The following is a 24,088-nucleotide window of genomic DNA, read 5'->3' as shown; positions in this document are numbered from 1 at the left end:
CCGATTGTCATCAGACTGGGGCTGTAACTGTAGGAGTGAGCTTGCTCGCGATAGCGTTCTGATAGTCGACAATGTTGTTGAGGACAAGAGTTCTATCGCGAGCAAGCTCACTCCTACAGGTAATTTGTACAGACATGTCTATCTGCGTCATCCCGTCTACCATCACACGTCTCGTGTTTCTGTTTCCCCGCCACACGCCTATAATGTTCGCCTTTTCGCCCAATGATTTTGCGGAGCTGGTGATGGCCGAACGTAAGGCGTTCGTCGAGCGCGACACCCTGGAAACTCAGATCAAAGCCTCGATCAACCTGGATGGCACCGGAAAGGCCCGATTCGATATCGGCGTTCCTTTTCTTGAACACATGCTCGACCAGATCGCCCGTCACGGGTTGATCGATCTGGATATCGAAAGCAAGGGCGACCTGCATATCGACGACCACCACACCGTGGAAGACGTCGGTATCACCCTGGGTCAGGCCTTCAGCAAAGCCATTGGCGACAAAAAAGGCATCCGTCGCTACGGCCACGCCTATGTCCCGCTGGACGAAGCGCTGTCCCGCGTGGTCATCGATTTCTCGGGTCGTCCCGGCCTGCAGATGCACGTGCCGTACACCCGCGCAACGGTCGGCGGCTTCGACGTGGACCTGTTCCAGGAGTTCTTCCAGGGCTTCGTCAACCACGCCAACGTCACTCTGCACATCGACAACCTGCGTGGCCACAACACCCACCACCAGATCGAAACCGTGTTCAAGGCGTTCGGTCGCGCGCTGCGCATGGCCGTTGAGCTGGACGATCGCATGGCCGGACAAATGCCTTCGACCAAGGGCGTGCTGTAATGCAGACCGTTGCCGTTATCGACTATGGCATGGGCAATCTGCACTCGGTGGCCAAGGCCCTCGAACACGTCGGCGCCGGCCGTGTGTTGATTACCAGCGACGCTGACGTCATTCGCGAAGCCGACCGCATTGTCTTCCCCGGTGTGGGCGCAATTCGCGACTGCATGGCTGAAATCCGTCGTCTGGGTTTCGATGCGCTGGTACGTGAAGTGAGCCAGGATCGTCCGTTTCTCGGCATCTGCGTCGGCATGCAGGCGTTGATGGATCGCAGTGAAGAGAACGACGGCGTGGACTGCATTGGCGTGTTCCCCGGCCAGGTGCGTTTCTTCGGCAAAGACCTTCACGAAGACGGCCAACACCTGAAAGTCCCGCACATGGGCTGGAACGAAGTCGCGCAGTCGGTGGATCACCCGCTGTGGCACAGCATTCCGGATATGGCGCGGTTCTATTTCGTGCACAGCTATTACATCGAGTCGCCGAACCCTCGGCAGATCGTCGGCCGCGGTCATTACGGTCACGACTTCGCTGCTGCGCTGGCAGACGGTTCGCGCTTCGCCGTGCAGTTCCACCCGGAGAAAAGCCACACCCATGGCCTGCAATTGCTGCAGAACTTCGCCGCGTGGGACGGTCGCTGGTAATGAGCAAAAAGAACAAGCCGCCGATCCTGACCCTCACTCCCGAGCAGGAGAGTGAGGCGTGCCACACGATCAAGCGGTTCATGGAAGACCGTTTCGAACTGGACCTGGGTTCGTTCGAAGCGGCTGAAATCCTTGAATTGTTCACCCGCGAAATTGCCCCGCACTATTACAACCGAGCGATCTTCGATGCTCAGACGCTGTTGAAAGAGCGCTTTGAGAGCCTCGAAAGCGACATGTGGTCGCTCGAAAAAAATTAAAGGCAGTGACAAGCGTCAGGCTTCAAGCTGCAAGACTGATTTATGCGCGCCTGCTTGCGGCTTATAGCTCGCAACTCGCTGCGCTTTGACGAGGAAAAGCAGATGCTGATCATTCCCGCTATCGACCTTAAGGACGGCGCTTGTGTGCGCCTGCGACAAGGCCGCATGGAAGATTCCACGGTGTTCTCCGATGACCCTGTCAGCATGGCTGCCAAGTGGGTCGACGGTGGCTGCCGCCGTCTGCATCTGGTCGACCTGAATGGCGCGTTCGAAGGCCAGCCGGTCAACGGCGAAGTGGTCACGGCCATCGCCAAGCGCTACCCGACCCTGCCGATCCAGATCGGCGGCGGCATTCGTTCGCTAGAAACCATTGAGCATTACGTCAAGGCGGGCGTGAGCTACGTGATCATCGGCACCAAGGCCGTCAAAGAGCCTGAGTTCGTCGCCGAGGCTTGCCGCGCGTTCCCTGGCAAGGTCATCGTCGGTCTGGACGCCAAAGACGGCTTCGTCGCCACTGACGGCTGGGCCGAAGTCAGCACGGTGCAGGTGATCGACCTGGCCAAGCGTTTCGAAGCGGACGGCGTCTCGGCCATCGTTTATACCGACATCGCCAAAGACGGCATGATGCAGGGCTGCAACGTGCCGTTTACCGCAGCGTTGGCCGCGGCCACGAAAATCCCGGTCATCGCATCAGGCGGCATTCACAACCTGGGCGACATCAAGGCGCTGCTGGATGCCAGGGCACCAGGGATCATCGGCGCCATTACTGGCCGCGCGATCTACGAAGGCACGCTCGACGTGGCTGAAGCCCAGGCGTTTTGCGATTCCTATAAGGCCTGAGTGCACCTGCCTTTGTAGGAGTGAGCTTGCTCGCGATGCGTGGTGTCAGTCAGCGCAATTGGCGCAGATAGATCGCTATCGCGAGCAAGCTCACTCCTACAGGTTATCAACCGTTTTCAGAGGATAGGCTCATGGCCCTCGCCAAACGAATTATTCCTTGCCTGGACGTCGACAACGGTCGCGTGGTCAAGGGCGTGAAGTTCGAGAACATCCGCGACGCCGGGGATCCGGTGGAAATCGCTCGTCGTTACGATGAGCAGGGCGCTGACGAGATCACCTTTCTCGACATCACCGCCAGCGTCGATGGCCGCGACACCACACTGCATACCGTCGAACGCATGGCCAGCCAGGTGTTCATCCCGCTGACCGTCGGCGGCGGCGTGCGCACTGTGATGGACATTCGCAACCTGCTCAATGCCGGGGCTGACAAGGTCTCGATTAACACGGCGGCGGTGTTCAACCCCGAGTTCGTCGGCGAGGCTGCTGCGCGGTTCGGTTCGCAATGCATCGTGGTGGCGATCGACGCCAAGAAGGTGTCCGGTCCGGGTGAAACACCCCGCTGGGAAATCTTCACCCATGGCGGTCGCAAACCGACCGGTCTGGACGCGGTCGAGTGGGCCAAGAAGATGGAAGGCCTGGGCGCGGGTGAAATTCTGCTGACCAGCATGGATCAGGACGGCATGAAAAACGGCTTCGATCTGGGCGTAACCCGCGCGATCAGTGATGCGCTGGGCATTCCGGTGATTGCGTCGGGTGGCGTAGGCAACCTTCAGCACCTGGCGGATGGCGTGCTGGAAGGCCATGCCAGCGCGGTGCTGGCGGCGAGTATTTTCCACTTCGGCGAATACACCGTGCCCGAAGCCAAGGCGTTCATGGCGAAGCAAGGCATCGTCGTTCGCTGAAGGCTTCTCTCAACCCTGTAGCATCCGGCTTGCCGGCGGTGGCGTCCTGAAGATCGCTACCGCCGGCAAGCCGCGCTGCCACAGGCGGAGTGCCTGCGAGATCGCCGCCACCACGGGCCGGGCTGTTACAGGAGCCTTCAGCTGTTTTCCGGCATCGGCAACAGGTCGGTGCGGGGCGCTGATAACTCACCCGCTGCGTTCTTCGCCTTGGTGCACAGCGTCACCGGAAGCAGTCTTGGGCCGATGGTGAAGTTGCCATAGGCATGCTTGTAGCCCTGCGGATCTTCGCATCGGGTACTCTCAGGTGGCCCGAACTTGAACATATGACCATCGTTGCCTGGCAGTGAACGTGTGAAGTTGACGCTATGACGGCCGGTGTCCAGCAGGGTCACACTCACCGCCGGTTCGCTCTCGGGTACCTCTTCGATCAGCTCGACAGTGTGGATAAACGCGTTGTTGCGCAACGCTGGCGTCAGCTTCTGGCCTTGATCCACGCCCACGACGCACAGGGTATAGATACCTGGCCTGCTGCCGATCTCTGCGTCGATGTGTGCGTTCTGTTTCGCAATCAGCGGGCTGTACCGGTGAGGAGCCTGGCAACGTTGCGGCTCGCGCGTAGTCTTGAAAGCGTAATGAGAGCTCTCGATGGTGAACTTGAAGTCCCATTTGGCCGGAATGATGTTGCCTTCATCATCGCGCTTCAGGCGCACATACATTTTCTGGTAGTGCGGGTTTGCCGGGGTCAGCACGTTCGCAGGTAACAGCTGGCAGCTCGGCGTATCGGGGCTGAACACCCCATTGGCGAAGCAGGCGTGGAGCCCGCTGACCGGGGTCGAGTAATTTGTTTCCGCAAGCCAGGTCGGTTTGGCGGCGGTGACTTCGCAAGGGGAGTGCGCAAAGCAACGGCTTGCGGGCGTGGCGCCACGAGTCGAGGTGCCGATGATACCCACCAGCTCGTTGGTGTAGCGGTCCAGCGTCGCGCCGCCCGAGCTGCCGGGCAACACGTCGGTGCATTGATTGCGCAGGTTGTGTGTCCACGCATAAGGCTGTTCGACAAGGTTGGCGATCCCGTCGACGGCGCACGCCGCCACCCGCATGGTGTAGCCAGTCGGGGTCAGCGGCCCGGAAACGGTGAGAATCTCCCTGCCACGCAACTCTTCCAGGGACGACTGGCTCAATCGCAATGGTTGGACACCACTTTCAATGACTTGCGATAGTGGCGCCTGCAGCTCGAGAAGCGCCAGATCGGTGCCTTGTACGCTGCTCCAGACGATTCGTTTCAGGGGGAAGACCTTGCGCTGGTTGCCTGTGTCCTTGAAGTAGTTGAACTCGACCTGACCTTCGATTTCCAGATTGCTGGCAACCCGGCCCGTTTGAAGGAACGCGCAATGGCCGCTGCTGAGCACATAAGCGGGGCTATTCGAGGAGATGGAATCTGGGGCGGGGCGAGGATCGATCAGCACCGCCGAACAGCGGAGGTTGTTGAGACTTTCAAGGTGACCGATGCCGGTCCAGTGGTCGTAGCGACCGTCAGCGTTGTCGAGCAGTCGTGAGGGTTCAAGCGGCTGCAAGCCTTCACCGTAATCTCGGTTGTCGGCCAGTGCATGGGGGACCAGAAGGCTGGACAGGCACAAGCCTGCGGCGATGGTTTTACATTTCATGTTAATCGTCCTTGATGGTTGTTGATGCCAGCGCAGCGCAGATCGCTGCGGTATTGATTAGAAAGCATTGGCGCACGGGTGGGGTAATAGATATGTAGTGTTCTGAGAGCGACCTCTCGGGCGCGAGAACTGGACAACGCCTATCGTTAACGGCACTCTCATGCCGTCGTCAGGATCGGGTGCCAGGGATATGTTCAAAGGTGTTTTTCTTGCGCTGATCAGCGCTGCGACGCTGCTCTCGGGCGTCGCTCGGGCAGACGATGCGCCGGCCTATTCGATGGTGCTCCTCACCGAGAATTTCCCGCCTTACAACATGGCCATTGATGGCAAAAACTTCGCCCAGGAAAGCAATATCAAGGGCATTGCCGTCGAGATCGTTCGCGAAACCTTCAAGCGTGCGGGCATCGGCTACAGCATGACCTTGCGCTTCCCATGGGATCGCATCTACAAACTTGCATTGGAAAAACCGGGCTACGGCGTGTTCGTGACCGCGCGTTTGCCCGAGCGCGAGACGTTGTTCAAGTGGGTCGGTCCTATTGGCCCGGACGACTGGATCATGCTGGCCAAGGCCGACAGCTCGCTTCAGCTGAATTCCCTCGAAGATGCCAGGCAATACCGGATCGGCGCCTATAAAGGTGACGCCATTGCCGAAGAGTTGGGGCGTCAGGGCATGAATCCGATCACCGTGCTCAGCGACAAGGACAACGCTCGAAAGCTGGTCGAAGGACAGATTGATTTGTGGGCGACAGGTGATCCGGCGGGAAGGTACCTGGCGCGTCAGGAAGGCGTGACCGGTCTGAAGACCGTGCTGCGCTTTAACAGCGCCGAATTGTTCCTGGCGCTGAACAAGGACACGCCGGACGAGGTGGTCAACAAGCTACAGGCCGCGCTGGATCAGCTGCGAAAAGAAGGGACAGTGGACAGCATTCTCGGGAAATACCTTTGAGCCACGACGTCGCTTGTAGGAGCGCGCTTGCCCGCGATGGCGGTGTGGCCTGTTGGCAAATGTGTCGCTGATCCAATGCAATCGCGGGCAAGCGCGCTCCTACGAAGGGTGGCGTTCAGCTTACCGATAAACCCCATTCTTCCCGTGCCCGCCCATGGCCTGATTGCCACGAATGCTGATCATGTGGCGCAGTTCCACCCATTCGATGCCTTGGGCTTTGAGCTTGGGCAGTTCCCGCTCCAGCACGTCCATGGTCACCGGATACGGATGGCCGATCATGATCGCCGAGCCTTGCTTGTGCGCCAGTTTGATCGCGGTCTGTAGCTGCCCGTAGATCGCTTCGCTGGTGCGGGTGTCGTCGAGGAATACGTCCCGCGACACGCTCGCCAAACCAATCTTTTGTGCCTCAGCAGCGGCGACGGTCTTGGCGCTGGTGCGGCTGTCGACCAGAAACAGATGACGCCGCTGCAACTCGCCCACCAGCCAGGCCATGGCCACTGGCTCGGCAGTCATGCGGCTGCCTTCGTGGTTGTTGATGCCTGCGGCGTACGGCACCTTCAGCAGCGCCGCGTTAAGGCGGGCTTCAAGCTCAGGCAGCGGCAAGTCCGGATGCCACGCGTACGGCCCGGTGGCAGGGTCCATCGGCATGTGCAGCATCACCGTTCGACCCGCCTTGTGGGCCTGGCGCGCAAAATCCGTGGCGTGCGGGGTGTCCGGCATGATCGCCACTGTCACGGGGCCGGGGAGGGCCAGCGCACGGCTGTCTTTCTCGGCACTTTGTCCAAGGTCGTCGATGATCAGGCTGAGGTAGGCGACCTTCGCCGGTTTGGCGTCGGTGTCGGAGGATTCGGCGGGTGCCGCACACGCAGCACCCGTCACCACTGCAAAGGCCCAGACGAGCCCGGTCAACCAGAAGCGCATATCAATTGCCGCGTGTGACACTCAATCCCTTGAGCAGACTGAGGGCCTGGTTCAACTGGTAATCGTCGTCCTGCGGACGCGCCTTGCCAGCCTTGGATTTGGTGGTCGGTTTGTCCGCGCCGCCATTGCCGTTGCCCAGGTGGCCGAGCAGGTCGGCCTCTTTGTAGTTCTCGCCATCGGCTTCGGTCGTGACCTTGGCGCGTTTGACTTCGATGTCCGGGTTGATGCCCTGGGCCTGAATCGAGCGGCCATTCGGCGTGAAATACAGCGCCGTGGTCAGCTTGAGCGCGCGGTCGTTGGCCAGTGGCAACACGGTTTGCACCGAGCCTTTGCCGAAGGTGTCCGTGCCCATCAGGATGCCGCGTTTCTGGTCTTGCAAGGCACCGGCGACGATTTCCGAGGCCGAGGCGCTGCCGCCGTTGATCAGCACCACCAGTGGCGCGCCTTCGCTGGCGTCGGCCGGGTCTGCCGAGAAGCGCAGTTCGGAGTTGGCGATGCGGCCTTTGGTGTAGACGATCAGCCCTTTGGTCAGGAAATGGTCCGCCACTTCGACCGCCGCCTGCAGCACGCCGCCCGGGTTGTTGCGCAGGTCGAGGATCAGACCGTTCATCTTCTTGCCGTTGTCCTTGCGCAGCTTGGCCAGCGCCTTGCCGACCTCTTCGCCGGTCTTGACCTGGAACTGCGTGATGCGGATATAGCCATAACCCGGCTCCAGCATCTGCGATTTCACGCTCTTGACCTGAATGGTCGCGCGGGCGAGCGTCACGTCGAACGGGTTGCCGCCGTCGCGCACCAGCGTCAGGGTGATTTTCTCGCCCAGCTTGCCGCGCATCTTGTCGACGGCTTCCTGCATGGTCTGGCCTTGGGTCGGCGCGCCGTTGATCTTGACGATCAGGTCGCCTGCCTCGATGCCAGCCTTGGAAGCGGGTGTGTCGTCGATGGGCGAAACGACTTTGATGAAGCCGTCCTCGACGCCGACTTCGATGCCCAGACCGCCGAACTCGCCGCTGGTGCTTTCTTGCAGCTCCTGGAAATCTTCCGGGCCGAGGTAGGCAGAGTGCGGGTCGAGGTTGCTGAGCATGCCTTTGATGGCGTTTTCCAGCAGGGTCTTGTCATCCACAGGCTCGACATAAGCGGCTTTGATCCGGTCCATGACCTCGGCGAAGGTCCGCAGCTCGTCGAGCGGCAGTGGCGCCTTGATGTTCGCGGCGTTGGCGGGCGCGGCAGCAGCAGGCGCAGCAGCCGGTGCGGCACCTGCGGCCAATGCATGCGGAGCGCCGATAACCACGGCGATAGTCAGGGCCAGCGAGGTGAGGCGGGACGAAAACAGCATGTCTTACGAACTCCTGAGTGAGGTGTCGACTTATCCTTGAGTGCGACACCATTGGGCCGGATCACTAGGGCGACCCTGCTGACGAATAGCGAAATACAGCGCCGGAGTGTCCTGACCACCACCACTGTTGCCTACAGTGGCGATCGCTTCCCCGGCTTTTACAACGTCCCCAGCTTCCTTCAACAGGCTCTGGTTGTGACCGTACAGACTCAAATAGCCGTTGCCGTGATCGAGAATGACCAGAAGGCCAGCCCCGCGCAACCAGTCGGCGAAGACCACGCGACCCCCATGCACAGCGCGTACCTGACTGCCTGCGGCAGCGCTGATCATCACGCCATCCCACTTGGTTCGCTCGTCATCGCCACGGGTTTCACCGAAACGCGCCAACAATCGACCATCGACAGGCCAAGGAAGTTTTCCTTTTGCTTGTTCAAAAGGTCCGCCGTAGGACTGACCCGCGCTGGAAACCATCGCGCCGGGGGCCTTCACCGGTTTGCGAGGCGGCTCATCGCTGTCATTTTTGCTGCGGTTTTTGGCCAGTGCTTCCTGTTGCTCACGCTGACGCTTCTCGGCTTCCTGCTGGGCCAGAAGCGCTTTCTGACGCGCTTCTTCGGCTTCTCGGGCCTGACGGGCGAGGGTTTCTTCGATGGTCTTGAGGACTTTAGTCAGGTCTGCCTGATCCTGCTGGCGAGCCTGTAGCTTTTGGTCGCGGGCCTTGTAGTCCTGATTCAGCTTCGCCAGTGCAACCTGGCGCTCTTGGCGAACGGTGTCGAGCTGGGACTTCTGGTCGTCCAGCGAGCTTTTCTGCACCAGCAACTGCGCCTGTTGCAGGTCGATGTCTTTCTGGACCTCGGCCAGTTGGCGCAGGGTTTCGTTGAAGGCGTGCAGTTGTTTGAGGCGGGCCTGACTCACGTAATCGTAATAGGTGAGCGTGCGGGCGAATTTTTCGGGGTTCTGCTGGTTGAGCAGCAGTTTGAGGTATTCCTGACGGCCACTTTGATAAGCGGCGCGGGCTTGAATCGCGATCAGTCGTTGCTGTTCAACGCGTGCGCTTTGGAGTTTTTTTTTCTCTTCATCGAGCCGTTGGAGCTCGGCTTCGCTCTTTTTTAGTTCTTTTTGCAGGGCCTCCACCTGCTTTTCCAGCTGACCCATTTGGGTTTCGGTTGTGCGGAGGTCTTTTTGTACGCCGGATTTCTCGTCCTGGATCTGACTCAGGGTCTTCTTCAGCTCAGCAATGTCCTGACGCGTGGCATCCAGCTGTTTTTGGGTTTGTGCGCGGTCATCGTCGGCAAAAGCCGGAGTGAGCAAGCACATCAAAGCAAGGACGATCAGGGCGCGGAGCATGGAGTTGGGCGATACCAGGAGTGAAGACGGGCTTAGTATGCCCGCCGAAGGCTGCAAAAAAAACGCTCATCGGGCGCGGCTTTCAGACATTTCATACAAAAACCGGCGTGTTTGAGATGAACACGCCGGTTTAGGGGCTTACTTGGCGACCAGAATCGACGTGCCGGTCATCTCTTTCGGGATTTCCAGGCCCAGCAAGGTCAGCATGGTCGGCGCCACGTCGGCCAGCACGCCGCCTTCGCGCACTTTCAGGTCACGCTTGCCGACGTAGACAAACGGCACCGGCTCAGAGGTGTGCGCGGTGTGTGGCTGATGCGTTTTCTCGTCGGTCATTTGCTCGACGTTGCCGTGGTCGGCCGTGATCAGCGCTTCGCCGCCGACTTTCTCCAGTGCTTCGGTGATGCGACCCACGCACACGTCCAGGCATTCAACCGCTTTGACTGCTGCTTCCATGATGCCGCTGTGGCCCACCATGTCGCCGTTGGCGTAGTTGACGATAATCACGTCAAAACGCTGATTTTCGATGGCATCGACGATTTTGTCGGTGACTTCCGGCGCGCTCATTTCAGGCTGCAGGTCATAGGTCGCGACTTTCGGCGAAGGAATCAGGATGCGTTGTTCGCCCTCGAACGGCTCTTCACGGCCACCGGAGAAGAAAAACGTCACGTGGGCGTATTTCTCGGTTTCGGCGATGCGCAGCTGAGTCTTGCCGTTTTTGGCCAGGTATTCGCCGAGCACGTTGTCCAGGCTGCCTTTGGTGAACGCGGCGGGTGCGTGAATGGACGCGGCGTATTGGGTCAGCATGACGAAGGCAGCCAGTTTTGGCTGGCGGGCACGTGCGAAGTCCTTGAAATCGTCTTCGACGAACACACGCGTCAGTTCGCGGGCGCGGTCAGCGCGGAAGTTCATGAAGACAACAGCGTCGCCGTCTTCGACCTTGACGTGCTCGCCAATGCGCGTGGCTTTGACGAACTCGTCGTTTTCGTCACGGGCGTACGCGGCGTCCAGTCCCGCCTTCGCAGTGTCGGCCTGGAATTCGGATTTGCCGTCGACGATCAGGTTGTAGGCTGATTCAACGCGGTCCCAGCGATTGTCGCGATCCATGGCGAAATAACGGCCAATGATCGTGGCAGTACGACCTTTGCCCAGCCGGCCATAGGCCGCTTCCATGGTGTCGAGGTATTGATGCGCGCTGCGTGGCGGTGTGTCGCGGCCATCGAGGAACGCGTGCAGGTAGATCTTTTCGGCGCCACGTTTGGCGGCCAGTTCGACCATGGCCACCAGATGATCTTCATGACTGTGTACGCCACCATCGGAGAGCAGGCCGAGTACGTGCACGGCCTTGCCGTCACCCACGGCTTGATCCACGGCCTTGCAGATGGCTTCGTTCTCGAAGAACTCGCCGTCCTTGATCGCCTTGGTCACCCGAGTGAAATCCTGATACACCACGCGTCCGGCGCCGAGGTTCATGTGGCCGACTTCAGAGTTGCCCATCTGACCGTCTGGCAGACCGACATCCATCCCGGAACCGGAGATCAGGCCGTTGGGCATGGTCTTGTACATGCGATCGAAGGTCGGGGTTTTCTTGCTGGCGGTCGCTTCGTAGACCGCGTTGCCGTCGTGGCTGTCGCTGTGACCGAAGCCGTCCAGGATGATCAGAACCAAAGGTTTAGGCGTGGTAGTCATGAATCCCACTCTTGGCTAATAGGTGAAGTAGAAAAAAGATCAGCAGTTTAGGACGAAGTTCCGACGGCGTCACTGCCGTACGGGCTTTGGCCCACCTTGGGGGGTGTGTATACTGGCCGACATTTTAACGCCCTGGAACCTGATGATGGTTGATCACCTGCTTGCATTTGCCACGAACCACTATTTGATCACTGGCGCTTTTGTCATTCTGCTGGCGCTGCTGATCGCGACAGAGCTGAACAAGGGCGGCAAGAGCTTGAGCACGGGTGAGCTGACCGCGCTGGTCAACCGTGATGAGGCGGTGGTCATCGACGTGCGTCCCAAGGAGGACTACGCCACCGGCCATATCGTGGGCGCCCTGAACTTCCCTCAGGACAAGGTCATGTCCCGTACCTCGGAACTTGAGAAGTACAAACCCAAGACCCTGATCATCGTCGATGCCGCCGGTCAGCACGCGGGTCACGTGGCCAGCGAGCTGCTCAAGGCCGGTTTCACTGCGGCCAAGCTGTCTGGCGGCGTCTCGTCGTGGCGCGGCGACAACCTGCCACTGGTGAAGTGACATGGCTGAAGTCGTCGTCTACTCCAGCGATTATTGCCCTTACTGCTCGCGAGCCAAGTACCTGCTCGAAAGCAAGAACGTCGATTTCGAGGAAATCAAAGTCGACGGCAAGCCGCAGATTCGCGCTGAAATGACAAAAAAGGCCGGACGCACGTCTGTCCCGCAGATCTGGATCGGTTCGGTCCACGTCGGCGGCTGCGACGATCTGTTCGCATTGGAACGTGCCGGTAAGCTCGACACACTGTTGAGCGCCTGAATTCGAACCCTACAAGACCCAAGAGTAAGAAGGATCTGAGATGAGCGATCAAACGAATAACGGCGCCACTTCCAACGAAGAAGCCCCACAATTTTCCCTGCAACGCATCTATGTGCGTGACCTGTCGTTCGAAGCGCCGAAAAGCCCGGCGATCTTCCGTCAGGAGTGGACCCCAAGCGTCAGCCTGGACCTGAACACTCGCCAGAAGCAGCTGGAAAATGACTTCTACGAAGTCGTGCTGACCCTGTCGGTCGAAGTGAAGAACGGCGACGAAATCGCCTTCATCGCTGAAGTCCAGCAAGCCGGTATCTTCCTGATCAAGGGGCTGGATGCATCGTCGATGAGCCACACCCTCGGCGCGTTCTGCCCGAACATCCTGTTCCCGTACGCGCGCGAAACCATCGACAGCCTGGTGGTTCGCGGTTCTTTCCCGGCGCTGATGCTGGCCCCGGTGAACTTCGATGCCCTGTACGCGCAAGAGCTGCAGCGCATGCAGGAATCGGGCGAGACCCCGACCGTTCAGTAAGCCTTGCGGCCTGACCGAATGAAAAAAGCGCCTGTGATGGGCGCTTTTTTATTGGAGATCGTACGGTATGCGCAGATCACCTGTAGGAGCGGGTTATTTAAACCCCAACTGCCGCCAGCCTTCATAAACGGCAATGGCCACGGTGTTGGACAGGTTCAGGCTTCGGCTGTCCGGGCGCATCGGCAGGCGCAGGCGTTGCTCGGTGGTCAACGGGTCCAGCACTTCTGGCGGTAACCCCCGACTTTCCGGGCCGAACAGGAATGCATCGCCTTCCTGAAACGCCACGTCGTGGAAAGGCCGCGAGCCCTTTGTGGTAAAAGCGAACAGGCGAGGCTGGCCGATACTTTCAAGGCAACTGGCCAAGTCGGCGTGACGGTGCAGCGTGGCGTACTCGTGGTAATCGAGGCCCGCGCGGCGCAGGCGCTTGTCGTCCAGCTCGAAGCCCAACGGCTCGATCAAATGCAGGTTGCAGCCACTGTTGGCGCACAGCCTGATGACGTTGCCGGTATTCGGCGGAATTTCTGGTTGAAAAAGGATCACGTGAAACATGCACGGCTCCGAACAAAAGGACGGGATGCATTCTACCCCCGAAGAAGACCCGAGGCCGAAGCTATGGCGGCGGTTTTTGGGGTCTATCGCGATATTTGGCGTGATGGTCGGATTGATGATCGGTCGTGTGATGACGCCTGACCCCATCGAGCTGCAACGTATCGAGGTGCTGTCCGGTGGCGTGGCGGTGTGGTTCAACCGCGAGCCGCAGTTGCATGGCGAGATCATCGACGGCGCCGTGGCCTTGCTCTTCAACGCCAAAGGCGATGCGCAACGGGGCGAGTTGAAGCTCAATGGGCGTGATGTGCGTTGGAGAGTTCAGAAGAGTGACAAGGGGTTGTTGCTGAACCTTCTGGCGGCCCGTCCGTTGCGCGGTGAGTGGCACGGCGCAACTCAGGACGGGCGCTGGAGACTGGAGGTCAGTCTCCGAGAGGAATAAAAGAGGGGAATCCCCGGCCTGCCTGTACCAAGGTCCCCAAAACTGGTGATGCTTAACCTATTGCAGAGCGCGTGCCAGTTTTGAGAAAAGCCTGTAGGAAATTTCGAGATAACCATAGAAGCCCCGTTTTCAGGCCTCTCGACCAACGTCAGAAATGGCCGGTACGATTCACACGCTATTTGAACAGTGTTCGAGATTGATTATTTCTTGATCGTTTTTGCACGCTATTCGCGCATTTTCGAAGGTCAGAGAGCCAAAGTGATGCACGTCGCGGCAACTGCCGCGCCAACGCTGCACCCAATTGTGGGAAATCTGCAATAGGTAGTATTTAAAGCTGCTATCCATTCCAAATGTGCCGTGAAGCCCCCTGATTGCTATCAGGTTTTTGAGCTTTTTATGGACGCTTTTCTGAATACGCTCAGAAATTCCATATAAGTTTCAGGGCTTTAACGATGTCTCAGCAGTTGAAAACCATCCGAAGCAAAATACCCGACTGGTTGGCGAGCGCCCCGTCGGACCTTCACAGCACATTGCGCAAAGCGGGCGCCATGCGACTCACCTGGTTTGAACAGGCCCGCCAATCCATGCCTGAGGTCGTCAAGGCATTGCGGGATGACTACGTGCTGCACCGCTCAAGAGAAGCAGAGCTCAACGAGGTATTAAAAGACTTTCCCTCCCTTGAGGCATTTGCCGAACCCTTGCTCGTTACCGCGCTTAAAGAGCGATTCGGGTTGGAGGTGGACGTCCGCACAACCTGGCTGTTTCACGCACGCAGGATTCGTATCGACGATTCATTTGAAGCCGTGTCCAGAGATCCGCTGGTCGAATACCAGAAATCACTTAAGGCAGCGACGCAGACGTTGCTGCATGCCGCGTTGCAAAACTTCGAGGCCTGGGAAACTGAACCCGGTGGAATGGACCTCGATGCGCGACAGAAGGCGGCGGTTTACGACCGCTACCCGGTCGATGGGCTGGCATTGCCGACAACCCCACTGGCGATTGCGCCTGAAGCCTTCGCGGCCCTGTCCCGGGAACTGGACCTCGGTGGGCAGTATCAGCAAAAAATCAGCGCGTTCCTGAACCCTGTTTCCGTGCCCGGCGATGCTTCCGATGCCGCCACGTTCAATCGACGGGGCTTGCTCAAGCGTGTGGAAGAGTCGGCCCTTCGCATTCAGGTCCACTTGGCCTTGATGCAGGGGCATATCAGCCAACGTCTTTACGCTCCTTTATTAGAGGTGGCCGCAAACCTCACGCAAGCCACGCTCGACGGCGAGCCGATGACCTGCAGCTTCCTGCGCCTGTGGGACGTCGAGTTGACAGGCATCGTGACGATCAGCAAACCCCGCGACAGCGCAGACACCGTGCAGAGCGTCGTGGTCTACATCCCGAATGATCCGGTCTGCCCGCTCAAGGAATACCCATCCAGCGCTGTGTTCACCGTTGCGCTGCGCGACAGATTGTTGATGGAAGGCTATTCGGCGTTTTTCCAGCGTTTCGTTCCCGCCCGTCACCAAGCAGAACTGTTCGCAAAGCTGGAGTCATGCCTGCGGCCTGTGGTGTGGAACAACGACAGAAACTGGTACGAGCCGCAGGTCGACGTGAACGCGAAGCTCCATCTGCGGGAGCATGAGTTCAAGGTCGGGCTGCTGACGGCTGTCACTGAGCAAAATGCCGCGATCCTCAAGGACGACGCGCTGTTTCATGGAGTGCCTACGGCGGATGAAGACCAGAAAACCTTCGAGCAACGTGTTCACTATTTTGAAAACATCGCGCTACAGACGCTGAACGCGGTGGGGTTCGTCGTCCCGCCGGTCGGCGCCGTGATGATGGCCGTCGCGGCCGCGCAGCTGGGGGTCGAGGTTTTCGAAGGCGTGGACAGTTGGACGCGCGGCGAGTGGGAACAGGGCTGGCGTTGCCTCATGGACGTGGCGGAAAACGTAGCACTCATGGCCGCACTGGGGGCTGCTCACGGCAGCGGCACTCCGGCGGTAGAAACCCTCACGGTGGAGACGCCTTCGTTCATCGAGGAACTGGAAGAGGTCGAATTGCCCAATGGTGAAACCCGATTGTGGAAACCCGATATCAGACCTTTTGCCCATGACACAGTGCTGCCCGCTGGGCTGAAGCCTGACGTTTACGGGGTCTATCACTACCAGAACAAAACCTGGGTTTCTCTCGAAGGTAAGGTGTACTCGGTAAAAAGATCGTCCGCGAGTGAGCCGTTGCGGATCGAGCATCCTACCAAAGCCATCAGCTATGAACCCCCGCTGCGCAGCAATGACGCAGGCGCCTGGCTGCACCCGGCAGATCGTCCTTTGGAGTGGGAGGGTCTGAAACTGTTTCGCCGATTGGGTCATACCGCCGATGCGTTTTCCGACGTGACGGCGCAACGCATTTTGCAGATCAGCGATACCCATGAAACCGTGCTGCGCAAAGCGTTGGCGGAGGGGCAACGCCCTCCGGCCTTGCTTGAGGACACGATGCGCCGTTTCCAGTTGGATGAAGACATGTCGCGCGAGCAGCGGGGCGAGGGTGCCGGGATCAACCAGGCGGCGGCCTTTGCGTCACGTTATCGTGCGCTGTCTTCCGCGCAGGAAGCCGAAGGGGGCTTGATCACCCGCCGCTACCCCGACCTGCCAGGTCCGATCGTGGATGAAGTGGTCCGCGCTGCGTCGGCGGCTGAGCGTGCAGCGTTGGCCAATGGGCAGGTGCCCGTGCGCGTTGCCGAAGAGATTCGTGTCTATCAGCAGCAGGTCAGATTGGCGCGCGCTTACGAAGGGCTTTACCTGAAATCGGTGAGGAATGCCGACAGTGACGTCCTGATGCTTCACTCGCTGGAGACGCTGCCGGGTTGGCCTGCCGACCTGCGGTTGGAGGTGCATGAGGACCGGTTCGCCGGAACACTGATTGATGCCATCGGCCCTGCAGACTCAACGCTTCGCAAAGTGCTGGTGCGATACGTCGATGGCTATCAACCCTATGACGCGCAAGGGCTTGAGCTGCACGGGCGCGACGACTTTTACGCCTCGGTCCTGCACGCCCTGCCTGACGCACCGCGCGCCGCGTTGGGTTTTCCCGGCACCTGGGATGGCCCCAAACTCAAGCTTGCTGTTCAAAACGGCCCGCTCATCTCCCGGCCAGAGCTGCGCAGGTTATTGAAAATGCAGCCGGCCATACCCGGTCGGCCCTCGCCGATGCGGCTGGCGGACGGGCGCTTGGGTTATCCCTTGAGTGGCAGAGGGGCCATGCAAGGGTTTATCGCGCGGGACACCTTGCTGGACCTCATTCGATCCACCGGCGTGTCGAACGGCGACGCCTCTGCCGAGCACATTTTGGCTGCGTTAGAGGCCGCAGGCCTGGATCGCCTGCAGATTCATCAACGACTGATTGGGGTGCTTAATGAGCGTATTGCCCTGGACGTCAGTTTGAACGCCTGGGGCGACAGCTCAGTGTCCGCGCCCGAAGCGGCCGAACGGCAGGCGAATCGAACGCGCATTCATGACGCGATTTGGCGGCATTGGGCCGAAACAGCCTTGCCCGAGGTCGCGCCCAACGCCTCGACATTGCGGTTGCAAAACGTGGTGCTGAGCGATTTCCCGCCAGCGCTTCCTGACTTTTTCAGTCAGCGCGTGACTCGCATGGACCTGGTCGATATCGCCATCAATCGACCGGTATCAACGCAAGCACCCCCGGTTTCTCGATGGGTGGATCAGCGGCTTGCCCTGGAAGCGTTTTTCGTACGATTCCCGGACGTCACATCGCTGGAAATCAGCCGTTCGACGATGGCGAACGACCCGCTTGTCTTTCAGTTGCCGTACCTGGTCGCTCAGTCGTTTCCGGCCTTGCGCAGCTTGCGATTGGTCAATCAGAGCCTGTCGATCAGTCTGCTGGAAGTGCAGTCTCTCAGTCGGCTCGAACATCTGGAAACGCTGGACCTGAGCGGTAACACCATTAGCTTTATCGAGCCGAGCACGCTCACTGGCTTGCGTTTGCGCACACTTAGGCTGGACAACGTGGGGCTCGAGCGTTGGCCTGCCTGGTTGGACGGGCTGGCGACCTCGTCGATCACCGAGCTGTCGTTGCGCAATAACCGCATCATGGAGGTGCCGTTGGACATGTCCAGCCTGCAAGCCTCGACCGATCGATCGACCACGATTTCGCTGCAAGGCAACCCACTGTCCCGCCTGACGATGACCCGCATTCGGCTCAACGAAGGAGTGAATAACCGGTTTCGGTTCCAGCTCGACGTACCCCCTCATCTGGCCGCGCACATCTATCAGATGAGGCAGGAGCGCACCCAATTGCGAGAGGCCATCGACAGCTGGACCCAGGCTTCTACCTCGACCCGACCTCTAAGCGCAGAAGCGGTAGAAGTTCGGCGGGTCATCGGTGAAACCCTGCTGGAGTTCTCGCGCCTCTACGGCGAAGGCCAGACGCAGACGGTTTTGACTCTCCAGGGCATTGCGCTGGCGGACTTTCCTGCGCAACTGCCAGCGTTCTTTGACGTGCGCGTGCGCAGCCTGCAATTGATCCGGGTCGGGGCCAGCGAGGCTGAGCTGAATCGATTTCTGACGCGCTTCCCACAACTGACGAATCTGGAGTTGACCGGGGCCGTGGAGCCTCTGCCGGCGCTGCCGTCCGTATTGTCGCGCCTGCCGCAACTGAACACCTTGAGCATCCGGGATCAGGGCCGTCTTATCGATCAGCAGGTCATGACGTTTCTCGCGAGGCTACCTCATCTCAATGCACTGGATCTGAGCGGAAACGTACTGGGCGCGATCTCCGATGTTTCCGCGATGCGAGGCCGTCTGACCTGGCTTTCTCTCGACAACTCGGGGCTGACGCAGTGGCCTGACTGGGTGGACGTCCTGCTCCCCATGGAAGGACTGACGCTGGACAACAATCAACTGACCGAGCTGCCCGAGCGCGTTTTGCGGAACCCGCGCAATGACATCGGGCAGACCGAAATCGCCTTGCGCGGCAATCCGCTGACCCATGAAACGATGCGCAGGGCGCACGTTTCTGAACGCTATCGCGGGTCTTATACCTTTGCGATGGACTATCCCGACGACATTCTTGAGCTATCACCGGAGCGCCATGACTCGGATTCCGACACCTACGAATCAGACTCCGATTCTTCCGGCGGTCTGTACAGCCCAGAGCCCCCACCACCTGAAGAGGCGCCCGACGTCGAGCAATGGCTCCTGGGTTCAGTCGATGAAAACCAGTCGCATCAGGCGTTGTGGCAGCGTATTGAGGAAGGAGGCGATGCGCCGAACCTGATGGCGCTGATCGGGCGCCTCACGCAATCAGCGCCTTATCGTAATGCGCAGACACGTGTCGAGTTTGCAGAGCGGGTGTGGCGCGTGCTCGATGCGGCGGACCGGAATCTCGAAAACCGACTGCTGTACAACGGCATCGCCGTTGAGGCCCTCGTGCAGCCTGAAACGGGCTTTCAAACTTGCTTCGACGGCGCGTGGCTGGTGTTTAACCAGATCGAGATTCAGATGTTCATCGAGCAGTCGCTGAGCAACGTGCCTGCCGAACTGCGCGGGCAATCACTGTATCGACTGACCCGGCGCCTGTACCGACTGCACGAGCTCGACGCCGTTGCCCGTGAGCAGGCTGCCGGTCGCGACGAGGCCGAAGTGCGTCTGGCCTATCGCCTGCGTTGGGCCTCGGAGCTGGACCTGCCATTGCCGCCGAGCAACATGTTGTATCAGGTGCACGCCAGCATTCGTCCCGGTGAACTGGAGGCTGCGCTGGCCCGTGTACAGCAAGGGGAATACGGCGAGCCATTCATGGCCTATGCCGCCCAGCGCGACTTTTGGGTGGATTACCTACGCGGGGCCTATGCCGAGCGCTTCCAGACGCTGAAGGACGATTACCTGGCGCGGGTCTTGGCCGTTCCGGACCGCTTTCCCGGCCAGGCAATCGAGGAGCTGGGCGCAGAATACGCGGCGTTGAAGGCCGCGTATGAGGCACAGGAAATGGCGCTGATTCGTGAGCTGACCTACCGCGTGGGATTCGAAGAGGGCTGATGAGCTAGAACGGCGCGTCGCCCAGAATCGTGGCGCGATGCATGACCCGGCGCTGTGGGCGGTAATCGTCCACGGCGTAGTGCTGTGTCACGCGGTTGTCCCACATGGCGATGTCGTTTTCCTGCCAGCGCCAGCGGATAGTGAACTCGGGGCGGGTGGTGTGGGCGAACAGCAGTTTCAGAATCGCCTCGCTTTCCGCCGCTTCCAGCTCGTTGATGCGCGTGGTGAAGCCGTCGTTGACGAACAGCGCCTTGCGCCCGCTCACCGGGTGCGTGCGAATCACCGGGTGCGACAGCGGAGGATTCTTGCGACGGGTTTCTTCCCAGCGGACGAGGTCCTCGGCCGTGCTGCCGAAGCGTTCCACAGGAAAGGATCGGGTGAAATCGTGAGTAGCCGTCAGCCCATCGAGCAACGTTTGCAGCGGCTTGGACAGCGCTTCAAACGCTGCAATGCCACTGGCCCAGAGAGTGTCGCCGCCGTAGGCGGGTAATTGCTTCGCGCTCAGGACAGCACCGAGGGCGGGCGTCGGCAAGAAGGTCACGTCGGTGTGCCAAATGGCGTTGTCGCGCACGTCAGTCAGCGCCGTGTCGAGCACCATGATTTCGGGCTGCTCGGCCACGTTGGGGTAGATTGGGTGCACGTGCAGGTCGCCGAACAACGAGGCGAAACGCACCTGTTGTTGAGGCGTGATCGGCTGCTCGCGAAAAAACAGCACCTGATGGTCGAGCAGCGCTTGCTCGATGGCGTCCCGTTGATCGGCGGTCAGGTCCCGGCTCAGGTCGACGCCGCTGATCTGCGCGCCCAATGCCGAACTGATAGGGGTGATGTGAAGGCTCATGCGGGTTCTCACAATGTGCGCCGAAGTGTCGGCGTAGTCAGTGTCTGTTCTTGTCAGTAATCAATGATTCTGGCCTTGCCACGGCACGAGTTTGCGTTGCAACGCGCGCAAGCCCATTTCCAGAGCGAATGCGATGAACGCGATCACCAGAATCCCCAGTACCACGACATCCGTGACCAGAAATTGCGCAGCGGACTGGACCATGAAACCCAGGCCGCTGGTGGCCGCAATCAGCTCGGCGGCGACCAGCGTTGACCAGCCCACACCCAGCCCGATGCGCACGCCGGTGAGGATGTCGGGCAGGGCGCTGGGCAAAATTACATGCCGAATCAGCTGCCAGCGCGTGGCCCCCAACGACTGCGCGGCACGCAGTTTGGCGCTGTCCACGGTGCGCACGCCGGTGGCCGTGGCGATGGCAATCGGTGCGAAGATCGCCAGGTAAATCAGCAGCACTTTGGAGAACTCGCCGATGCCGCACCAGATCACGATCAGCGGCAAATACGCCAGCGGCGGGATCGGGCGGTAGAACTCGATCAGGGGGTCGAAAATACCCTGCGCGATACGGTTATGGCCGATGGCAATGCCGACCGGAATGGCCGTCAGCACTGCGAACACCAGACCCAGCCCGATGCGCTGCAAGCTGGCGCCGAGGTGCTGCCAGAGGGTGGACTCCATGTAACCCTTGGTCATCAGCAACCAGGCTTTTTCCAGCACCGCAGAGGGCGGCGGCAGGAACAGCGGCTCGACCCATTCGAATGCCGTGACCACCCACCAGGCGGCGAGCAGTGCGACCAGTGTCAGGACGCTGATGGCGCGTGTGCTGATGTAAAAGCGCCACGCTCCGGCTTTCGCAGGAAGCGACGTCGGTGTGAGGGCATCGGCCAGCGGCGGGGATTGGTATCTGCTCATGCCCGTTGCTCCTGAATGGCCTGACGTTGAGAAAACACCCGAGCCAACACGTGTTCGCGGGTTTCGATAAAACGGGGATCGGACTTGATCGCCCGTGCCGACTCGCCTGCGCTGTAGCGCTGGCCGAAGTCGAGCTTGAGGTGCTCGACGATTTGCCCCGGATTCGGCGCCAACAGGATCAGGTCGGTGGCGAGGAACACGGCTTCCTCGATGTCGTGGGTGATCAGAAATACCGGTTTGGCGCTGCGTTCCCAGACTTGCAGCAACAGCTCTTGCATCTGTTCACGGGTGAACGCATCCAGCGCACCGAACGGCTCGTCCATCAGCAAGACCCGTGGGTCGGCGGCCAAGGCGCGGGCCAGGCCTACGCGCTGTTTTTGGCCGCCCGACAGTTGCCAGATGCGGCGATTTTCGAACCCGGCGAGATCGACCAGCGCCAGCATGTCGCGGGCCTTGGCTTCACGTTGTGCGCGAGGAACGCCTGCCAGCTCCAGTCCGAACGCGACGTTGGCGAGTACGTCCTGCCAAGGCAGCAAGGCGTCGTCCTGAAACACCACGCCACGTTCCGCGCTGGGGCCTTTGACCGGAACGTTGTCGAGGGTAATGCGACCGGCGCTTGGCTCGACGAAGCCTGCGATCAGGTTCAACAACGAAGTCTTGCCGCTGCCGGAAGGGCCGAGGGCCACCAGCAGCTGTTGCGGGCCGAGGCTCAGGGAAATGTCGGACAGTACCGGCTCGGCCGCACCGGGATACTGTGCGCAGATGCGCTCCAGCTTTAACAAGGCCATGGCGATGACTCCGCTTCTTTAGATAGGTGTTCGTTTTGAGGCTGCATCCGTGTTGCCGGAACGGCGCACTTCTGTAGGAGCCGGCTTGCTGGCGAACGCGCTGTACCAGCACCTCATGGGCCAACTGACCCAACACTTTCGCCAGCAAGCCGGCTCCTACAGGGTTATGTGCGTTACTGGGTCACGAACTTCGCGCTGACATAGGGCGTGTAATCCGCCAGCACCGCATCGACTTTGCCTTGCTCTTTCAGGAAGGCAGCGGTCTTGCCAATGGCTTCGGTGGTCGGTGCGCCCAGTTCTTTCGCCTGATCCGCCGCCAGCGGGTAGACGTTGCCTTCCAGCAGGCCTGGGATGTCAGTGGCTTTGGCGCCGGACAGCTTAACCAGCTTGTCAACGTTGCTGGCGTTGGCGATCCAGGCAGCCGGGTCTTTGCGGTAATCGGCGTAGGCGTCGAGGGTGGTCTTGGCGAAGGCTTTGACGATTTCAGGATGCTTGTCGGCGAAGTCCTTGCGCACGATCCAGGCGTCGAAGGTCGGTGCGCCAATTTTGGCCAGTTCACCGGAGGTGATCAGCACTTTGCCGGTTTCCTTGGCCACGCCCAGCGCCGGGTCCCATACGTACGTGGCGTCGATGTCACCGCGTTTCCAGGCGGCGGCGATGGCCGGTGGCGCAAGGTTCAGGACGGTCACTTTCGTTGGGTCGATGTTCCAGTGCTTCAGCGCTGCCAACAGGCTGTAGTGCCCGGTGGACACGAATGGGACGGCGATCTTCTTCCCGACCAGATCCTGTGGGCTGTTGATGCCTGCGCCATTGCGCGCCACCAGCGCTTCGGCGGCGCCGATCTGGGTGGCAATCAGGAAGGTTTCCACCGGAACCTTGCGCGTCGCCGCTGCCGTCAACGGGCTGGAACCGAGGTAGCCAATCTGCACATCGCCCGACGCAATGGCTGTGATCACGTCGGCGCCGTTATCGAATTTGCGCCAGGAGATTTTCGAGCCAGTGGCTTTTTCATACGCGCCATCGGCCTGAGCGACTTTGGCGGGGTCCACGGTGGTCTGGTAAGCAACGGTGAAATCCGCAGCCTGGGCGAGCAGGGCAGAACCGGCCAGCGACAGGGCCGCCAACAAGCGAAGGGGTTTGAGCAGTTTCATGGTGAGGCTCCGGATCAAGGCAGGCCGAGGGACTGAATGAGGCGAAGCGTAAATGATCTAAGAAACGCCAAATAAATAACCTTTTGGCATGAGCTTAGAGAGGAAAGTAGAGCCTGTGTTGACCCCGCACAGCGAAATTCGGAAAAGATGCGGATACGCTTTGACCGTTCATCGAAATGTCACATTCTGTAAATACGATCTGCCCGCTCGTCTGAAGGAAGCTGCTGAGCGCTTGCCTGCATCCGGCTGAAACGTGGGGGAAGGGCGGTCAGTGATCTTGCGGCGCGCCAGGTGGCAGGTGTGCCTGTTAACTGACGAGTCAGAAACGCAATATTAAAAAAATTAGACAGATAGCACGGTGACAACTGTAACAATTGCGTCTACGTGGTTATCAAGGTCTTTATTTTCAACGGCTTATCTACCTTATTCTCATCCTGTTTCACACGGAGACCATGACTGGGCAGTCGAGTTCCGGTCGTACGATGTGCAGAAACCAATCGATCTGACGAACGGGATGTAAATATTTTTTGGGAATTAGGTAAAGACGCCGATACACTCCGCAACGGACGGCTGAAACGACTTGTGACATATAACTGCGCGGCATAAAAGCAGGTCTACAAAGTCTTTTTAGGTTTAAAGGATTTCCCTTACCTTGCAGCCAGCTGTTA

The 24,088-nt window shown here is 59.7% G+C and carries 21 protein-coding genes; 11 read left to right on the top strand and 10 right to left on the bottom strand.

The window, feature by feature from the left end:
- Positions 1 to 242 precede the first annotated feature (242 nt).
- The 5 genes from hisB to hisF all read left to right on the top strand — a co-directional run bounded on the left by hisB (position 243) and on the right by hisF (position 3,473).
- A complete protein-coding gene (gene hisB / locus AAEO81_RS29260; protein WP_062379429.1) occupies positions 243 to 836 on the top strand; it encodes an imidazoleglycerol-phosphate dehydratase HisB in 594 nt (197 codons plus the stop codon).
- Entirely contained in the window at positions 836 to 1,474 is a 639-nt protein-coding gene (gene hisH, locus AAEO81_RS29255; protein WP_166594219.1) for an imidazole glycerol phosphate synthase subunit HisH, read from the top strand. Before hisB ends, hisH begins: the two co-directional genes overlap by 1 nt.
- Positions 1,474 to 1,731, top strand: coding sequence for a DUF2164 domain-containing protein (locus AAEO81_RS29250; RefSeq protein WP_341960628.1), 258 nt, complete (start codon positions 1,474 to 1,476; stop codon positions 1,729 to 1,731). The genes hisH and AAEO81_RS29250 overlap by 1 nt, the downstream gene beginning before the upstream one ends.
- Before the next feature lie 102 nt (positions 1,732 to 1,833).
- A complete protein-coding gene (gene hisA / locus AAEO81_RS29245; protein WP_341960627.1) occupies positions 1,834 to 2,571 on the top strand; it encodes a 1-(5-phosphoribosyl)-5-[(5-phosphoribosylamino)methylideneamino]imidazole-4-carboxamide isomerase in 738 nt (245 codons plus the stop codon).
- A 131-nt stretch (positions 2,572 to 2,702) separates the two neighbouring features.
- Positions 2,703 to 3,473 carry an imidazole glycerol phosphate synthase subunit HisF gene (hisF, locus tag AAEO81_RS29240; RefSeq protein WP_166594222.1) on the top strand — a complete coding sequence of 257 codons (771 nt, stop codon included), beginning with the start codon at positions 2,703 to 2,705 and terminating at the stop codon, positions 3,471 to 3,473.
- Between the two features lie 137 nt (positions 3,474 to 3,610).
- Here hisF and AAEO81_RS29235 read toward each other — a convergent pair whose 3' ends face one another.
- Positions 3,611 to 5,134, bottom strand: coding sequence for a serine protease (locus AAEO81_RS29235; RefSeq protein ID WP_341960624.1), 1,524 nt, complete (start codon positions 5,132 to 5,134; stop codon positions 3,611 to 3,613).
- A 190-nt stretch (positions 5,135 to 5,324) separates the two neighbouring features.
- Here AAEO81_RS29235 and AAEO81_RS29230 point away from each other — a divergent pair, with 190 nt between their 5' ends.
- Positions 5,325 to 6,080 carry an ABC transporter substrate-binding protein gene (locus AAEO81_RS29230; protein WP_341960623.1) on the top strand — a complete coding sequence of 252 codons (756 nt, stop codon included), beginning with the start codon at positions 5,325 to 5,327 and terminating at the stop codon, positions 6,078 to 6,080.
- Positions 6,081 to 6,200: 120 nt separating this feature from the next.
- Here AAEO81_RS29230 and AAEO81_RS29225 read toward each other — a convergent pair whose 3' ends face one another.
- From AAEO81_RS29225 to gpmI, 4 genes are all read right to left on the bottom strand, one after another.
- Positions 6,201 to 7,001: a divergent polysaccharide deacetylase family protein gene (locus AAEO81_RS29225; RefSeq protein ID WP_341960621.1), complete on the bottom strand. Its 801-nt coding sequence runs from the start codon at positions 6,999 to 7,001 to the stop codon at positions 6,201 to 6,203.
- A gap of 1 nt (position 7,002) precedes the next feature.
- Positions 7,003 to 8,334, bottom strand: coding sequence for a S41 family peptidase (locus tag AAEO81_RS29220; RefSeq protein WP_341960620.1), 1,332 nt, complete (start codon positions 8,332 to 8,334; stop codon positions 7,003 to 7,005).
- 30 nt (positions 8,335 to 8,364) lie between these two features.
- Positions 8,365 to 9,678 carry a murein hydrolase activator EnvC gene (locus AAEO81_RS29215; protein WP_341960619.1) on the bottom strand — a complete coding sequence of 438 codons (1,314 nt, stop codon included), beginning with the start codon at positions 9,676 to 9,678 and terminating at the stop codon, positions 8,365 to 8,367.
- Between the two features lie 138 nt (positions 9,679 to 9,816).
- The gene (gene gpmI, locus AAEO81_RS29210; protein WP_341960618.1) at positions 9,817 to 11,364 is read right to left on the bottom strand and encodes a 2,3-bisphosphoglycerate-independent phosphoglycerate mutase; all 1,548 of its coding nucleotides are present in this window, start codon (positions 11,362 to 11,364) and stop codon (positions 9,817 to 9,819) included.
- 145 nt (positions 11,365 to 11,509) lie between these two features.
- On the opposite strand from gpmI, the gene AAEO81_RS29205 reads away from it, so the two are divergent.
- From AAEO81_RS29205 to secB, 3 genes are read left to right on the top strand one after another with little or no spacing between them, the layout of a single operon-like run.
- Entirely contained in the window at positions 11,510 to 11,923 is a 414-nt protein-coding gene (locus tag AAEO81_RS29205) for a rhodanese-like domain-containing protein (protein WP_341964649.1), read from the top strand.
- A gap of 1 nt (position 11,924) precedes the next feature.
- Positions 11,925 to 12,179, top strand: a complete 255-nt coding sequence (gene grxC, locus AAEO81_RS29200) for a glutaredoxin 3 (RefSeq protein ID WP_166594228.1) — start codon at positions 11,925 to 11,927, stop codon at positions 12,177 to 12,179.
- 40 nt (positions 12,180 to 12,219) lie between these two features.
- A complete protein-coding gene (secB, locus tag AAEO81_RS29195) occupies positions 12,220 to 12,705 on the top strand; it encodes a protein-export chaperone SecB (RefSeq protein WP_341960616.1) in 486 nt (161 codons plus the stop codon).
- A 93-nt stretch (positions 12,706 to 12,798) separates the two neighbouring features.
- Here secB and trmL read toward each other — a convergent pair whose 3' ends face one another.
- Positions 12,799 to 13,254 (bottom strand): tRNA (uridine(34)/cytosine(34)/5-carboxymethylaminomethyluridine(34)-2'-O)-methyltransferase TrmL, encoded by a 456-nt coding sequence (gene trmL, locus AAEO81_RS29190; protein ID WP_166594230.1) that lies wholly within the window; start codon positions 13,252 to 13,254, stop codon positions 12,799 to 12,801.
- Between trmL and AAEO81_RS29185 the strand changes: the two genes are divergently transcribed.
- Complete coding sequence (locus AAEO81_RS29185) at positions 13,253 to 13,693, top strand: hypothetical protein (RefSeq protein WP_341960615.1); 441 nt, start codon at positions 13,253 to 13,255, stop codon at positions 13,691 to 13,693. The two genes, trmL and AAEO81_RS29185, sit on opposite strands and share 2 nt — an antisense overlap.
- A gap of 548 nt (positions 13,694 to 14,241) precedes the next feature.
- Entirely contained in the window at positions 14,242 to 19,734 is a 5,493-nt protein-coding gene (locus tag AAEO81_RS29180; protein ID WP_341960613.1) for a DUF6543 domain-containing protein, read from the top strand.
- 4 nt (positions 19,735 to 19,738) lie between these two features.
- On the opposite strand, the gene tauD is transcribed toward AAEO81_RS29180, so the two are convergent.
- From tauD to tauA, 4 genes are all read right to left on the bottom strand, one after another.
- On the bottom strand, positions 19,739 to 20,572 hold the full coding sequence (gene tauD / locus AAEO81_RS29175) for a taurine dioxygenase (protein ID WP_341960611.1): 834 nt from the start codon (positions 20,570 to 20,572) through the stop codon (positions 19,739 to 19,741).
- A gap of 60 nt (positions 20,573 to 20,632) precedes the next feature.
- A complete protein-coding gene (gene tauC, locus AAEO81_RS29170; RefSeq protein WP_341960609.1) occupies positions 20,633 to 21,481 on the bottom strand; it encodes a taurine ABC transporter permease TauC in 849 nt (282 codons plus the stop codon).
- Positions 21,478 to 22,269: a taurine ABC transporter ATP-binding subunit gene (tauB, locus tag AAEO81_RS29165; RefSeq protein ID WP_341960608.1), complete on the bottom strand. Its 792-nt coding sequence runs from the start codon at positions 22,267 to 22,269 to the stop codon at positions 21,478 to 21,480. Before tauB ends, tauC begins: the two co-directional genes overlap by 4 nt.
- Before the next feature lie 173 nt (positions 22,270 to 22,442).
- Positions 22,443 to 23,420 (bottom strand): taurine ABC transporter substrate-binding protein, encoded by a 978-nt coding sequence (gene tauA, locus AAEO81_RS29160; RefSeq protein WP_341960606.1) that lies wholly within the window; start codon positions 23,418 to 23,420, stop codon positions 22,443 to 22,445.
- Positions 23,421 to 24,088 lie beyond the last annotated feature (668 nt).

It is taken from the genome of Pseudomonas sp. RC10, from assembly GCF_038397775.1.
GTDB classification, from domain to species: Bacteria; Pseudomonadota; Gammaproteobacteria; order Pseudomonadales; family Pseudomonadaceae; genus Aquipseudomonas; species Aquipseudomonas bambusae.
Note: the sequence above shows the minus strand (reverse complement) of the source record. Positions and strands in the feature narration are given on the sequence as shown.